The sequence below is a fragment of the Streptomyces sp. NEAU-174 genome, from assembly GCF_052665095.1.
On record NZ_JBQTCE010000002.1, the window covers coordinates 193,921 to 208,357 of the forward strand.

Below are 14,437 nucleotides of genomic sequence, written 5' to 3' on the forward strand. Positions count from 1 at the left end.
CCGGCCCGGGGCCTGGGGCAGAGCCCCGGACCAGAGACCGAGGCAGAGCCCCAACCCTAGGTCTGGGCGGAGCCCCGGCCCGGGGTCTGGGCGGAGCCCCAACCGGGAGTCCCAGGCGAAGCACCAGCCCGGGGCCTGGGGCGGAGCCCCGGTTTCGGGGCCTGGGGCGGAGCCCCGGTTTCGGGGGCTGGGGCGGAGTCCCGGTTTCGGGAAGGGGCGGGGAGGGGAACAAGCCCGCCGCAGGCGTCAACGTCCGTCGAATACCCCCTAGGCGGCTCGGCGGGCCCGGCCCCGGTGGTCGCGGATGATCTCCGCGTAGCGGTGGCCGGTCCCCTTGATGGTGCGGACCTGGGTGCGATAGTCGACATGGACGAGGCCGAAGCGCTTGTCGTAGCCGTACGCCCACTCGAAGTTGTCCAGCAGCGACCAGGCGAAGTACCCGGCCAGCGGAGCACCCTTGCGGACCGCCGAGGCGCAGGCCGCGAGGTGCTGGACGAGGTAGTCCTGGCGCTCGGGGTCGTCCACGGTCCCGTCCGGCCGTACGACATCGGGGTAGGCGGAGCCGTTCTCGGTGACGTACAGCTTGCGGGCACCGTATTCGCCGGTCAGGCGCAGCAGCAGGCTTTCGATGCCGCAGGCGTCGACCTCCCAGTCCATGCCCGTGCGCGGGACGTCCGGGCGGCGGACGGCGCGGGCGTGCGGGACCGGGCCGGTGGGGTCGTCGGTGACGGTGGCCGGGAAGTAGTAGTTCAGGCCCAGCCAGTCCAGGGGCACGGCGATGGTCTCCAGGTCGCCGGGGCGCTCCGGCAGTTCGACCCCGTACACCTCGCGCATATCGGCGGGGAAGCCACGGCCGTGCACCGGGTCCAGCCACCAGCGGTTGGTGTGGCCGTCCATGCGCCGTGCGGCGGCCCGGTCCTCCGGCCGGTCGGTGGCCGCCTCCACGGTGTTGAGGTTGTTGACGATGCCGACCTCGGCGCGTGGCGCGGCGGCCCGGATCGCCTGGGCGGCCAGGCCGTGGCCGAGCAGCAGGTGGTACGAGGCGCGGACCGCCGCGGTCAGATCGGTGAGCCCGGGCGCCATCACGCCCTCGAGGTGGCCGATCCAGGCCGAGCACAGCGGCTCGTTGAGGGTGGTCCAGTGGCGCACCCGGTCGCCGAGGCGGTCGGCCACCACCGAGGCGTACGCGGCGAAGTGCTCCGCGGTGTCGCGCTCGGGCCAGCCGCCCCGGTCCTGGAGCACCTGGGGCAGGTCCCAGTGGTACAGGGTGACGGACGGGGTGATGCCCGCCTCCAGCAGGCCGTCGATCAACTCGTCGTAGAAGGCCAGCCCCTTGGCGTTGGCCGGCCCGTCGCCGCCCGGCACCACCCGTGGCCAGGCGATGGACATCCGGTAGGCGTTGGTGCCGAGCCGCTTCATCAGCCCGATGTCCTGGCGCCAGCGGTGGTAGTGGTCGCAGGCCACATCGCCGTGGTCGTCGCCCGCCACCTTGCCGGGGGTGTGCGAGAAGGTGTCCCAGATCGAGGGCGACCGTCCGTCCTCGGCGACGGCTCCCTCGACCTGGTAGGCGGAGGTGGCCGTGCCCCACAGGAAGTCGTGCGGGAAGGCTGTGAGGTCCAGGAGTTCGGACACGTACGTCCTTTCAGAGGTGGGAAGGTCAGGGGTGGGAAGGTCAGGGGTGGGAAGACTGGAGGTGGGAAGGTCGGAGGTGGGAAGGTCACACGTGGGAAGGCCGGTCACTTCACGGCTCCGGCCGTGAGTCCCGCCACGAGGTAGCGCTGGAGCAGCAGGAAGCCCGCGACCACGGGGACACTGACGACGAGCGAGGCGGCCATCACCTGGTTCCAGTACACCTCGGTCTGGGTGGCGTAGCCCTGGAGCCCCACGGCGAGGGTCCGGGTGGTGTCGTTGGTCATCACGGACGCGAAGAGCACCTCGCCCCAGGCGGTCATGAACGCGTAGACGGCGACGGCGACGATGCCGGGGATCGCGGCCGGGACGACGACCCGGAACAGCGCGCCCAGCGGTCCGCAGCCGTCCACCAGCGCCGCCTCGTCCAGATCGCGCGGCACCGAGTCGAAGTACCCGATGAGCATCCAGATCGAGAACGGCAGCGAGAAGGTGAGATAGGTGAGGATGAGGCCGCCCCGGGAGCCGAAGAGGGCGATACCGGTGGCGTTGCCGATGTTCACGTAGATGAGGAACAGCGGCAGCAGGAAGAGGATCCCGGGGAACATCTGGGTGGACAGGACCGTGACGGTGAACACCCGCTTGCCCCGGAACCGGTACCGGCTGACCGCGTACGCGGCGAAGACGGCGATCACCACCGAGCAGACGGTGGCCGCGCCCGCCACGATGGCCGAGTTCAGGAAGTACGTGGCGAGCGGGACCGTCGACCAGATGTCGATGTAGGGGCGGATGGTCAGCCCGCTCGGCAGCCAGCGGAACGTCCCCGAGACGTCCTCCAGTGGCTTCAGGGAGCTGGAGACCATGACGTACACCGGCAGCAGCACGAACCCGGTGAGCAGGGTGAGGAAGATCCGGCGGGCCCAGAGGAAGGACCGGGGGGCGGCCATCGGTGAGCGGGGCTGCGCCGGGGAGGTGCTAGACATCGGCCGTCTTCCTTCGTCGGGAGGTCAGCAGCAGGTACAGGCCCGTCACCACGAGCAGGAAGAGCAGCAGCAGGACGGACATGGCGGACCCAGTGCCGAAGTTCCAGGTGGCGAACGTCGTCTGGTAGACGTGGATCGAGATGAGGTCCGCGGCCTCCGGCGCCGCCTTGCCGAACAGCACATACGGCGTGTTGAAGTCGTTGAACGTCCACAGGAACAGCACCAGCACCAGCACCTGGTTGACCGGGCGCAGCGAGGGCAGGGTGATGCGGCGGATCTGCTGCCACATCCCGGCGCCGTCGAGTGCGGCCGCCTCGTAGAGCTCCTTGGGGATGTTCTGGAGTCCGGCCATGACGACGAGGAACGCGAACGGCCAGCCCTTCCACACCGACACGGTGAGCAGGGCGATGAAGCTGTTGTCGCCGATCAGCCAGAACGAGGGCTTGTCGGTGAGGCCCAGCTGGTCGTGGAGTACGTGGTTCACCAGCCCGTTGTCATGCTGGAACATGAACGCCCAGGTGATGACGGCCGTGTAGACGGGCAGCGCGTACGGGACCAGGAACAGGGTGCGCAGCACACCCCGGCCGCGGAAGGTGTCCTGGAGGAAGATGGCGGTGGCGGTGCCCAGCAGCCAGCACAGCCCGACGGACAGCACGGTGAAGCCGCAGGTGACCCAGAACGAGTGGAGCAGCGCCTCACCGGCCGGCGCGTTGATGTCCACCGAGATCGTGTAGTTGTCCCATCCGGACCAGGGCGCGGCGCTCCAGTCCCGGATGGAGAACCGGGTGAGCGCCTTGAAGCTCATCAGGATGCCCATCACCATCGGCACCAGATGGACCAGGAGCTCGAGGACCAGGGCGGGCAGGAGCAGCAGATACGGCAGTCCGATGCGGCGGAGCCGCCCGGGGCGGCGCGGGCCTCGCGCCGCCCCGGGGGTGCTCCCCGACACGGTCCGCCGGTCTGCCTCGGCGGTGGCGGTCGTGGTGGTCATGAGGTGTCCGCGCTCACTTCGCCGGCATCTGCTGCTGGGCCTTCTCCAGCTTGGCCTTCACCGACGCGGTGGTCACCGGGCGTCCGGCGGCGGCGTCCGCGAACAGCTCCTTGACGGCCGTGCCCACGGACGTCTCGAACTGCGACTCGTCGGCCACCTGCGGCAGCGCCTCGGCACTCTTGGCGAGGGTGTCCCGCAGGGCGGCGGTCGCCTGGTTGTTGAACGCGGGGTCGGACTGGGCGGCCTTGACCGGCGGGATGGAGCCGTACGCCTTGTTGAGGATCTTCTGCTCGGCGTCGCTGGTCATGAACTTCACGAACTTCAGGGCGCCGTCGTGGTTGTCGGTGTTCTTGAAGACGGCCAGGTTGATACCGGCGACCATCGAGTTGACGGCGGTGCCGGTGCCGGGGGTGCCCGAGCGTACGGGCGCCGGGGCCACGCCCCACTCGTCGTCCTTCATGCCCAGGGAGGCGAAGGTGGCGGAGGCGGTCTGCCACAGGACCATGGCCGTCTTGCCCTTGGCGAAGTCGCTGAGGGACTGGTTCTGCGCGTACTCGGCGTTGCCCGGGGCGATGATCTTGTCCTTCGCCATCAGGTCGACATACTGCTTGATCGCGGTGACCGCGCCGTCCGAGGTGAAGTCGGGCTTGCCGTCGGCGGTGAAGAAGTCGGCACCGTGCTGCTTGGCGAAGACGAAGACCTGGTGGATGTTCTCCGAGAGGTTGGCACCCTCGGCGCCGAGCCCCCACTTGCCGTCCTTGGAGAGCTTCTTGCCGTCTGCGACGAGCTCGTCCCAGGTGGCGGGGGGCTTGGAGATGCCCGCGTCGGCGAACATCTTCTTGTTGTAGTAGAGCGCGTACGCCATCGAATACAGCGGCACCGCGGCCGGGTCCTCGCCCTTCACCCCGGTCGAGCCGAGGGCGGAGGCCACGAAGCGGTCCTTGCCGCCGATGCTGCCGAAGTTCTTGTCGTCCCACGGCAGCAGCGCCCCGGACGCCTGGAGCGAGGCGCTCCAGGTGTTGCCGATGTTCAGCACATCCGGGCCCTGGCCGGAGGTGGTGGCGGTGAGGATCCGGTTCAGCAGCTCGGACCAGGGAATGACCTCGAGTTTCACTCTGATCCCGGTCTTCTTCTCGAACTTGTCGAGCTCGGGCTTCAGGACCTTCTTGTCCACCGTGATGCTAGCGCCCTGGTTGGAGGCCCAGTACGTGAGCGTCTTCGGCGAGTCGTTGGATCCGCCGCCACCGGCCGTCGAGGAACCGCCTCCGCAGGCCGAGACGGCGAGGGCGAGTGACAAGGTGACGGCGCCTATGGCCGCGACTCGGATGCTGCGCATGGCTCCTGGTGTCCCTTCCGGGAGGGTGAGTGCCAAGAAGGGCCCGGGTACGCCACCGCGTTCAACTCCCGAAGCCTCTCACGGCTTAATTTAGGACGTGAGTTAAACCTCAAGAGAAGGTCGCGTCAAGAGATCCGGCGGAGGTATCTTGCGGCGCGGAGCCCGGAGTTGAGGAGGCCAGGTGACGGCGAACAACGGCCGTACGGTTCGTGACCTGCGGCGGGAGAACCGTGCCGCCGTGCTGCGCCGGTTGTACTTCGACGGGCCGATGAGCCGCTATTCGCTGGCCCCCGTGACCGGGCTGAGTTCAGGTTCCATCAGCAATGTGGTCGCCGAACTGCTCGCCGAGGAGCTGGTGGAGGAGGCCGGGAGCGTGGACTCCGACGGCGGCCGCCCCCGCACCCTGCTGCGGATCACCCCGCACAGCGGCCACATGATCGGGGTGGACGTCGGCGAGACCCGGGTCCGCGTCGAGCTGTTCGACCTCGCGCTGGCCGAACGGGCCCATGCCGACCGGCCGTTGCCCACGCGCGGCGCCGGACACCGGGACCGCTACGACAGCCAGCTGATCGCGGGCCATATCCGCGACGGCATCGCCGAGGTCCTGGCCGCGGCCGGGCTCACCCCCGATCGGCTCCTCGGCGTCGGCATCGGCGTCCCCGGCATCGTCGAGCACTCCGAGGAGGGCGGTGCGGAGGAGGGCGGTGCGGTGGTGCACTGCCAGCCGATCGGCTGGGAGGCGGTCCCGCTGGAGCGGATGCTGCGCGGACCGGGCCATCTCCCCCAGGAGGTCCCGTACTTCATCGAGAACGGCGCCAAGACGCTGGGTCAGGCCGAGATGTGGTTCGGCGCCGGGCGCGGTGCGCGCAACGCGGTGGTGGTGCTCTTCGGCTCTGGCGTCGGCGCCTGCGTCGTGACCGACGACGTCGAGCACGGCCGGGCGGTGGAGTGGGGCCATCTCACCGTGCGGGTGCGGGGCCGCCGGTGCCGCTGCGGGGCGCTGGGCTGCCTGGAGGCGTACGCGGGCGCGGAGGCGCTGTTGGAGCGCTGGCAGGAGGCGGGCGGACAGCCGCCGTCCGACACCGATGAGGAGAGCGCCCTGACGGCGATGCTGGCCGCCGCCTACCCCGCGGACGGTGGCGCACCGGACCCGGTGGCGGCCGCCGTCCTCGCCGAGACGGCGGAGTACCTGGGCGCGGGTCTTTCCGACCTGATCAACCTCTTCCAGCCCGAGCGCATCCTGGTCGGCGGCTGGGCCGGGCTCCAGCTCGGCTCGCGCTTCCTGGACTCGGTGCGCCGCCACGCGCTCTCGTACGCGCTGCCGTACCCGTCCGGACGCGTCGGCATCGACCTGGGGGCGCTGGGGCCGGACGCGGTGACGGTGGGCGCCGCGATCCTGCCGCTCGCGGACTTCTTCGCCCGCGGTGGGCGCCGTCTGCCCGCCGGGCCCTCGCCGGAGCCGTCCCCGGCGTGGCGCACGACCTTGGGCACGCGGCTGGCGTAAGAGCGACACGTAGGGCCGACGCACGCGGCCGGCGTACGGCTACGCCGACTCCTGCGTGCCGTTACGCCGACTCCCGTACCACCAGCTCCGGTTCGAAGAGGACCGCGACCGGATCGGTGCGCAGGCCCCGGACGTGCTCGTCGAGCAGCCGGGCCATCGCCGCCGCCATGTCCTCCACCGGCTGGCGCACCGTGGTCAGTGGCGGCCGGCAGGTGGCGGCCACGCTGGAGTCGTCGAAGCCGACGACCGCCACATCCTCGGGCACCCGCCGGCCCCGCTCCCGCAGCACCTGGCAGACCCCCTGGGCCATCAGGTCGTTCGCCGCGAACACCCCCTCCACATCGGGGTGTTCGGCGAGCAGCGCGGTCATCGCCGCCACCCCGCTGTCCAGCGTGAAGCCGCCCTCGGCCACCGGAACGTACGGATGGCCGCCGCGGGCCATGGTGTCGCGGAATCCGGCGAGCCGCTCCTGGCTCGCCGCCACGGCCCACGGCCCCGACACGGTGGCCACCTTCCGGCACCGCCGGGCCAGCAGGCGCTCGGCGGCGATGCGGCCACCGTCCCAGTGCGCCAGGTCGACATGGCTCAGCGCCACCGGCCGCACGGGCCGGGCGAACAGCACAGCGGGCAGTCCGGCCTCGGCCAGCAGTGCGGGCAGTGGATCGTCGGGGTGGGTGGACACCACGAGGGCCCCGTCCGCGTTCCCCTGCCGCAGATACCTCACCACCTCCTGCCGGGCCTCGGGGGACTCGGCGAACATCAGCACCGGGTGCATCGAGCGCGGCCGCAGGAATCCGACCACGCCACCGACCACCCGGCCGAAGAACGGGTCGGCGAACACCCGCGCGGCGAAGGCGTTCTGCTCCTCCTCCGAGGTGTCCCCGGACCCGTTCCCGGCCCCGGAGACGACGAGCGCCACGGTGCCGGTGCGCCGGGTCACCAGCGATCTGGCCGCTCGGTTGGGCGCGTAGCCGGTCCTCTCGATCGCCAGCCGGACCAGGTCCTGGATGGCCGGATCCACATTGCGGACGCCATTGACGACCCGGGACACGGTCGCCCGGGAGACACCGGCCTCCCGGGCGACATCCTCCAAGGTCGGGGCCTGTCGGTTCATGTCCGCACCCTAGTGGCCGTGCGCCCCGGGGGCATAGAGCGCTCTCCCGCCACCGTCCTCAGTGGCGCAGTGGCGCAGTGGCGCAGTGGCTCAGCGGCTCAGCGGCTCAGCGGCTCAGCGGTAGACGCCGAACTCGTAGAGCGAGTAGCCGTAGCCGGTGCCACGGGCCGTGCCGTGGACGCGCACATAGCGCCCGGTGCCCGAGACGTCGAAGTCGTCCACACCGCCGTTGCCATCGGTCACCTCACGGACGGTGCGCCAGTTGCTGCCGTCGTCCGAGGTCTGGATGGTGTACGCCTTGGCGTAGGCGGCCTCCCACACCAGCTGGACGTGGGTGAAGGAGGTGGACGCGCCGAGGTCCACCCGGAGCCACTGCGGATCGCTCCAGTCGGCGGCCCAGCGGGTGTCCGCCTTGCCGTCCACCGCGTTGGCCGGGGCGCAGGGGCAGTCGCCGCCGCCCGTCTGGTACGAGGAGGCGGTGGCGGGCCTGCCGAGGGCCGCGTTGGTGCCGTTCACGGCGGGCGGGACCACCCGCACGGAACGGGTCTCGACGCCGACGTTGCCCTTGCCGTCGGTGGCCTTGACGTACACCTTCCACACCCCGGGGCGGTCCGGCGCGGTGCCCCTCAGCCGCCCGCCGCCGAGGGCGGTGGCGGGCAGCGGGATGAGCCCCTTGTCCTTGTCGAGGTACATCGTGCTGCCCAGCACCTGGTAGGAGATGGCGTCGCCGTCGGGGTCGGTGGCCTTGACCGCGAGCGTCAGATCGCGGCCCGCCTCCACCTTGGCGGCATCGCCCTCCACGGCCAGTGAGGAGATGACCGGCGGTGTGTTGTCGCGCGAGGTGTCGGCTCCGTACGCCTTCTTCACCGCGTAGTACGACAGCCGCTTCTGGCCGGCGGGCAGCAGATTGAACCAGACGCCACCGAAGTCGTCCTCGGTGCCGTAGTGGAACATCGTGGCGCCGAGCGCGACGCCCTTGTGGCCGGTGACGCAGTTCCACGCCTTGGTGTAACCCGCGGCCTTGGCCTGGTCGGTGGGCTCCTCGGGGACACCGTTGGAGTCGTCGGGGACCTCCCACTCCCCCGCCGGGCCGGTCTCGGTGACGATGTACGGCTTGGTGTAACCGCCCTGCTCCCAGGTGGCCTTGATGTCGCAGACGGCGTTGTAGGAGTTGACGGCGTACAGATCGAGGTCGGGGGCGTTCTTCCGGTAGTACGGCCACGCGCCGGTCCAGGCGTCGGTGGAGGTCACCGGGTGGCCGGGATCGATGGCATGGATCTTCTTGGCGATGTCGTTGACGAACGTGGTGTAGGCGTCCCGCTGCCGCTCCAGCTCATCGCCGCTGTAGCAGTTCTGGAGGCCGAGCACCGACTCGTTGCCCACGTTCCACATCAGCACGCCCGGGTGGTCCTTGTAGGTGGAGACCCACTTGGTGAACTCGGCGGCCATCTGATCCTTGTAGGCGGTGTCCGTCCGGTAGTTCACACAGCCGCCGCTGCCCGGGCCGCCACCGGGCTGGAGCCAGAATCCGGCGATCACCTTGATGCCGTGGGCGGCCGCGGAGTCGAAGAGGGGTTTGCTGGTGGCGTCGGTGCCCCAGGTGCGGATGGTGTTCACGCCCATCGACCGCAGATCGGGGAGGTAGCGGTCGGCGTCCGCGATGGCTGGGCCCCAGGTCAGGCCCTTGATCTGATACGGCTGGCCGTCCACGGTCAGCCGCCATTCGCCCTGGGTGCCGGTGACCTTGACGACGCTTCCGGCGGCGTGTGCCTGCTGGCCGGGCAGCGCGAGGGCGCCGGCGGCCAGCAGACCGGCGGCGAGGGGCGCCGCGATACGGCGTGGGGCGGTACGGATCCGGGTCATGGTGGTGTCTTTCGGTGTGTCGGCGGGGGGAGTCGGGTGCGGACGGCCCGGCCGCGGCGGTGTGTCCCGCGGGCGGCCGGGCCGCGGTGGTACGGGAGGTGCGGCGGCTACGGCAGCCGCGGTGCTACGTGCAGGTGCGGCGGCTACGGCAGCTCGTAGTTCTCGTCGAGGGCCGCTCCGGCCTCGGGGTGGGTCTGGTCATAGCCGCGGGCGTCGCATTGCAGCGCCCCGACCACGCAGTGGTCGACCAGCGCCTTGAGCGTCGGCGCGTCCCAGGCGTTGAAGAAGTCGTAGTGGAACGACCAGCTCGGGCCGCTGGCCAGCCTCGCCCGGGAGAGGTCACCGTTGACCGGGAAGGCCATCTTGTACTCGACCATCGGCAGCGCCACCGGGTGGTCTGCGGGGCACACGTTGTTGTTCGTACCGGGATTGACCACCGGGTAGGCCATATGGCTGCGGTGGTCGGGCGTGTCCAGGTACTTGCCGTCCCAGCAACTGGGCGCCTGGAAACGGATGTTGAGCTGGACCTCGGGACGGCTCGGGCAGTCCTTGGGGAACTCGACGTTGAAGTAGCTGTCGCCGCACTCCCAGCCCTCGACGAAGCCGGGGTGACGGCGGAACTGCTCGGCGGTCTGCGTCGGATCGCCCACCACGAACCGCAAGCCCTTGGGGAACGGCCGGACACTGGTGTAGTCGGTCACGCCCGCCTTGTAGTAGATGGTCTGCGGGCCGGTGGGCAGCACCGGCTTGTCGCCTTTGAACAGCGTGGGCATCCAGTAGCCCGACTTGTCCCCCGGCGCCTTGCAGGTGGTGCGGCCGGCGTCGAGGGAGGCCGTGGTGCTGGCCGCGTCGGTCGTGGTGTTGCCCATGAAGGTGTGGTCATGGGACGCGCCCGGCCGCTGCGGATACACGATGGGGTCGTCCGCCTTGGTGTGGCTCACCGAGCAGTTGGCCTGGAACTCGTGGAAGTAGCGATGGGGCGGCTCCTTCGTGGACGGGGTGACGCCGGTGACCGGCGGGTTCGCGGGAATGTAGCCGTCGCCGTCCGGGTCCTCTGGCGAGGCGGCGGACGACGCCGCCATGGCGTGCCCCGCGTGGGCCGTGTGCCCCGCATGGGCCGCGTGGGCCGTGTGCCCCGCCTGGGCCGCGTGGGCCGCGTGGACCGCCGTGACACCGCCGCCCGCGGACTTCGCCGCGGGCGTCTCGGCGCTCATCGCGATTCCACCGAGCCCGAGCGAGGTCAGCAGCAGCGCGCCCGCGATCAGGGTGGATGAAACGATCTTCGATCTCCGTGCCATGGAGACTCCTGCCACATGGGGAGAGGGTGAAGGTGGCCGGGCGGTCCTCGCACGGCGAGGACTCGCGACGCCGTGGGTGCGGGCCGGGCCGCCCGTATGACGGGCCGTCACCGGCCGTGACAACAATGGGAGAGCGCTCTCCGAAATGGGAGTGTCCGGGCGGGGACGCGAAGGTGTCAAGGCGTCGAGCGGAAAGGATCAGACGCCGATTCCCCTTTCCCTCTTGAACACAACGACCAGAGGCGCGGCCGACCACAAACCTCCCCAAGTTCCCCCGAACCAGCGGTTCCACCAGGGCAGTTGACGTTCAAAAAGCAACAACATGTAAGGACTGCGGTCACAACTCTTGACGAGTCGTTCACACGGATGAAGCATGCGACGGCAAGAGAGCGCTCCCTCACCCCCCATCCCGTTCATTTACTGAACCAGGAGAGACGCCCCCATGACGCCTTCCCCCACGTCTTCCCCCACGCCTTCCTCCTCCGGCCGCTCCGCGGTCGGCCGCCGGGCGGTGCTCGGCGCCGCGGCCGCCGTCGCATCGGTTCCCGCCCTCGGCGGCCTGGCCACTTCCGCGGCCGCCGCCCCCTCCGGCCGGTCCAGGAGCCCCAAGGCCCTGCCGGGCGGCGGCGACCTCGGCCCGAACGTGATCGTCTTCGACCCGTCCACGCCCGGCATCCAGGCCAAGCTGGACGAGGTGTTCAAGAAGCAGGAGTCGGCGCAGTTCGGCACCGGGCGCTACGCCCTGCTGTTCAAGCCCGGCAGCTACAGCGGACTCAACGCCCAGATCGGCTTCTACACCTCCATCGCCGGACTGGGGCTGTCCCCCGACGACACGACCATCAACGGCGACATCACGGTGGACGCCGGGTGGTTCAACGGCAACGCGACCCAGAACTTCTGGCGCTCGGCGGAGAACCTCGCGGTCGTACCGGTCAACGGCACCAACCGCTGGGCCGTGGCGCAGGCGGCCCCCTTCCGGCGGATGCACGTACGCGGCGGGCTCAACCTCGCCCCCAACGGCTACGGCTGGGCGAGCGGCGGCTACATCGCCGACAGCCGCATCGACGGCCAGGTCGGGCCGTACTCCCAGCAGCAGTGGTACACCCGCGACAGCGCGATCGGCGGCTGGCTCAACGGCGTGTGGAACATGGTGTTCTCCGGTGTGGAGGGCGCGCCCGGGCAGACCTTCCCCAACCCGCCGTACACCACGCTCAACACCACCCCCATCTCCCGGGAGAAGCCCTTCCTGTACCTCAACGGCAACGAGTACCGGGTCTTCCTGCCCGAGAAGCGGACCAACGCCCGCGGTGTCACCTGGGGCAACGGCACCCCCAGAGGCACCTCGCTGCCGCTGTCGCAGTTCTACGTGGCCAAGCCCGGTGTCACCGCGGCCACCCTCAACGAGGCGCTCACCCAGGGGCTGCATCTGCTGCTCACCCCGGGGATCTACCACCTGGACCGGCCGGTCCAGGTGAACCGCGCGAACACCGTCGTCCTCGGGCTCGGCTACGCCACGCTCATCCCCGACAACGGCGTCACCGCGCTGAAGATCGCCGATGTCGACGGGGTGCGGCTGGCCGGTTTCCTCATCGACGCCGGACCGGTGAACTCCGCCACGCTGCTGGAGGTCGGCCCGCAAGGGGCCTCCGCCGACCACTCGGCCAATCCCACCACCGTCCAGGACGTGTTCATCCGCATCGGTGGCGCGGGCCCCGGCAAGGCCACCACCAGCATGGTGATCAACAGCCGGCACACCATCGTCGACCACACCTGGGTCTGGCGCGCCGACCACGGCGACGGGGTCGGCTGGGAGACCAACCGCGCCGACTACGGCGTCCGGGTCAACGGCGACGACGTGCTGGCCACGGGGCTGTTCGTGGAGCACTTCAACAAGTACGACGTGCAGTGGTTCGGACAGCGGGGCCGGACCATCTTCTTCCAGAACGAGAAGGCGTACGACGCCCCGAACCAGGCGGCCATCCAGAACGGCTCGATCAAGGGATACGCCGCCTACAAGGTGGCCGATTCGGTGACCACGCACGAGGGATGGGGGCTCGGCAGCTACTGCTACTACAACGTCGACCCGAGCATCGTGCAGCACCACGGCTTCGCCGCGCCGAACGCGTCGGGGGTGAAGTTCCACAATCTGCTGGTCGTCTCGCTCGGCGGCCAGGGCCAGTACGAGCGCGTCATCAATGACACCGGATCTCCCACCTCGGGCACCTCCACCGTGCCGTCCACCGTGGTGTCATATCCCTGATCTACGATGCGTCGCGGGTCGGTGCCCCCGGTGAACCGCCCCTCGAAGTGCCGACCGCCCAGGAAGGACCACCCGCCATGACCACCACCCCCATGCGCGACCGCTCCACGATCATGGTGCTCAACGGGCCGAACCTGAACCTCCTGGGCCGTCGGCAACCCGAGATCTACGGCACCGACACGCTGGCCGACATCGAGAAGCTGGTGGCCGAGACGGCCGCGCCGCACGGTCTGACGACCGACTGCCGGCAGAGCAACCACGAGGGCCAGCTGATCGACTGGATCCATGAGGCCCGGGAGCGCCACGCGGCGGTCATCATCAACCCCGCGGGGTACTCCCACACCTCGGTCGCCCTGCGCGACGCCCTGGCCACCTGCGACGGTCTGCCGATCATGGAGGTGCACATCTCCAACATCCACCAGCGGGAGGCCTTCCGGCACCACTCCTATGTCTCCGCGCTGGCCAGCGGGGTGATCGCCGGTTGCGGCGTCCAGGGCTACGCGTTCGCCGTCGAGCGGGTGGCGGCCCTGCTGACCGCCGCGAGGGCGTAGGCGTAGGCGTACGACACCTCAGGGCCTGATCAGAGCTCAGGCCCTGATCACGCGGACACCGGCCTCGGTGTACGGAGCGACCAGCTCCTCATCGGCGCCGGTGTCCGTGATCAGCACATCGATCTCGTCCAGTGCGCAGATCCGGGCGAACGCCCGGCGGCCCAGCTTGGAGCTGTCGGCCACGACCACCACCCGGGTGGCCCGGCCGGCCATCAGGTGGTTGATGCTGGCCTCCCCCTCATGGTGGGCGGTCGCGCCCTGGACCGTGTCCAGCGCGTCCACGCCGAGGATCGCCAGGTCCAGCGACACCTGGTCCAGTACCCCGGTGGCCAGCGGCCCCATCAGCTCGAAGGACTGCGGACGGGCCACCCCACCGGTGAGCACGATCTTCACCTGGGGGCGCACCGCCAGCTCATTGGCGATGTTCAGGGCGTTGGTGACGACCGTGACGGCCGGGCCGCCGCCCGGTGCGGAGAGGTCGCCGCGCGTGGAGAGCGCGCGGGCGACCTCGGTGGTGGTCGTCCCGCCGTTGAGTCCCACGATCGAGCCCGCTTCGGCCATCCGGGCCGCGGCCGCGGCGATGCGCTGCTTCTCCGAGGCGCGCCTGGCGGTCTTGTAGCGCAGCGGCAGGTCGTACGAGAGGTTGTGCGCGACCGCGCCGCCGCGGGTGCGCGTCAGCATCTGCTGCTGAGCGAGTTCATCCAGGTCGCGCCGGATGGTCGCGGCGGACACCGCCAGCTCGGCGGCCGCCTCCTCGACATCGATCCTGCCGTCCCTGGCCAGCAGATCCAGCAGGGCGTTCCAGCGCTCGGGCCGTTTCACGCCGATCACCCTACCCGCTCCTCGCATGCATCGGCTCTGGACTTCCGTGCATGATTCTGCGCATTATCAGCCCGTACGAAGCAACT

Annotated in this window: 11 protein-coding genes; 3 read left to right on the forward strand and 8 right to left on the reverse strand. The window is 70.2% G+C overall.

Translation table 11 applies throughout. The features are described from left to right. Positions 1-267: 267 nt before the first annotated feature. The 4 genes from ACT2CW_RS05780 to ACT2CW_RS05795 form a co-directional block, all read right to left on the reverse strand. A complete protein-coding gene (locus tag ACT2CW_RS05780) occupies positions 268-1,632 on the reverse strand; it encodes a GH1 family beta-glucosidase (protein ID WP_445515770.1) in 1,365 nt (454 codons plus the stop codon). Between the two features lie 104 nt (positions 1,633-1,736). Continuing rightward, the gene (locus ACT2CW_RS05785) at positions 1,737-2,612 is read right to left on the reverse strand and encodes a carbohydrate ABC transporter permease (protein ID WP_414081860.1); all 876 of its coding nucleotides are present in this window, start codon (positions 2,610-2,612) and stop codon (positions 1,737-1,739) included. Further along, on the reverse strand, positions 2,605-3,603 hold the full coding sequence (locus ACT2CW_RS05790; protein WP_445515771.1) for a carbohydrate ABC transporter permease: 999 nt from the start codon (positions 3,601-3,603) through the stop codon (positions 2,605-2,607). The genes ACT2CW_RS05785 and ACT2CW_RS05790 overlap by 8 nt, the downstream gene beginning before the upstream one ends. A 13-nt stretch (positions 3,604-3,616) precedes the next feature. Beyond that, a complete protein-coding gene (locus ACT2CW_RS05795; RefSeq protein ID WP_164430725.1) occupies positions 3,617-4,939 on the reverse strand; it encodes an ABC transporter substrate-binding protein in 1,323 nt (440 codons plus the stop codon). 181 nt (positions 4,940-5,120) lie between these two features. Between ACT2CW_RS05795 and ACT2CW_RS05800 the strand changes: the two genes are divergently transcribed. Then, a complete protein-coding gene (locus tag ACT2CW_RS05800) occupies positions 5,121-6,443 on the forward strand; it encodes an ROK family protein (protein WP_445515772.1) in 1,323 nt (440 codons plus the stop codon). A gap of 61 nt (positions 6,444-6,504) precedes the next feature. On the opposite strand, the gene ACT2CW_RS05805 is transcribed toward ACT2CW_RS05800, so the two are convergent. The 3 genes from ACT2CW_RS05805 to ACT2CW_RS05815 form a co-directional block, all read right to left on the reverse strand. Then, a complete protein-coding gene (locus ACT2CW_RS05805; protein ID WP_164430729.1) occupies positions 6,505-7,557 on the reverse strand; it encodes a LacI family DNA-binding transcriptional regulator in 1,053 nt (350 codons plus the stop codon). A 114-nt stretch (positions 7,558-7,671) separates the two neighbouring features. Continuing rightward, positions 7,672-9,420: a discoidin domain-containing protein gene (locus ACT2CW_RS05810; RefSeq protein WP_445515773.1), complete on the reverse strand. Its 1,749-nt coding sequence runs from the start codon at positions 9,418-9,420 to the stop codon at positions 7,672-7,674. 143 nt (positions 9,421-9,563) lie between these two features. After that, entirely contained in the window at positions 9,564-10,718 is a 1,155-nt protein-coding gene (locus ACT2CW_RS05815) for a DUF1996 domain-containing protein (protein ID WP_445515774.1), read from the reverse strand. Between the two features lie 442 nt (positions 10,719-11,160). Here ACT2CW_RS05815 and ACT2CW_RS05820 point away from each other — a divergent pair, with 442 nt between their 5' ends. After that, on the forward strand, positions 11,161-12,978 hold the full coding sequence (locus tag ACT2CW_RS05820) for a coagulation factor 5/8 type domain-containing protein (protein ID WP_445515775.1): 1,818 nt from the start codon (positions 11,161-11,163) through the stop codon (positions 12,976-12,978). 77 nt (positions 12,979-13,055) lie between these two features. Continuing rightward, on the forward strand, positions 13,056-13,529 hold the full coding sequence (gene aroQ, locus ACT2CW_RS05825; RefSeq protein WP_445515776.1) for a type II 3-dehydroquinate dehydratase: 474 nt from the start codon (positions 13,056-13,058) through the stop codon (positions 13,527-13,529). Between the two features lie 36 nt (positions 13,530-13,565). Here aroQ and ACT2CW_RS05830 read toward each other — a convergent pair whose 3' ends face one another. Beyond that, positions 13,566-14,351 (reverse strand): DeoR/GlpR family DNA-binding transcription regulator, encoded by a 786-nt coding sequence (locus ACT2CW_RS05830; RefSeq protein WP_445516220.1) that lies wholly within the window; start codon positions 14,349-14,351, stop codon positions 13,566-13,568. Positions 14,352-14,437 lie beyond the last annotated feature (86 nt).

Bases quoted from the DNA above. Each gene is read 5' to 3' on its own strand.
- ACT2CW_RS05815 (WP_445515774.1), bottom strand. From the start codon at position 10,718: ATGGCACGGAGATCGAAGATCGTTTCATCCACCCTGATCGCGGGCGCG.
- ACT2CW_RS05785 (WP_414081860.1), bottom strand. From the start codon at position 2,612: ATGTCTAGCACCTCCCCGGCGCAGCCCCGCTCACCGATGGCCGCCCCC.
- ACT2CW_RS05810 (WP_445515773.1), bottom strand. From the start codon at position 9,420: ATGACCCGGATCCGTACCGCCCCACGCCGTATCGCGGCGCCCCTCGCC.
- ACT2CW_RS05805 (WP_164430729.1), bottom strand. From the start codon at position 7,557: ATGAACCGACAGGCCCCGACCTTGGAGGATGTCGCCCGGGAGGCCGGT.
- ACT2CW_RS05820 (WP_445515775.1), top strand. From the start codon at position 11,161: ATGACGCCTTCCCCCACGTCTTCCCCCACGCCTTCCTCCTCCGGCCGC.
- ACT2CW_RS05790 (WP_445515771.1), bottom strand. From the start codon at position 3,603: ATGACCACCACGACCGCCACCGCCGAGGCAGACCGGCGGACCGTGTCG.
- aroQ (WP_445515776.1), top strand. From the start codon at position 13,056: ATGACCACCACCCCCATGCGCGACCGCTCCACGATCATGGTGCTCAAC.
- ACT2CW_RS05795 (WP_164430725.1), bottom strand. From the start codon at position 4,939: ATGCGCAGCATCCGAGTCGCGGCCATAGGCGCCGTCACCTTGTCACTC.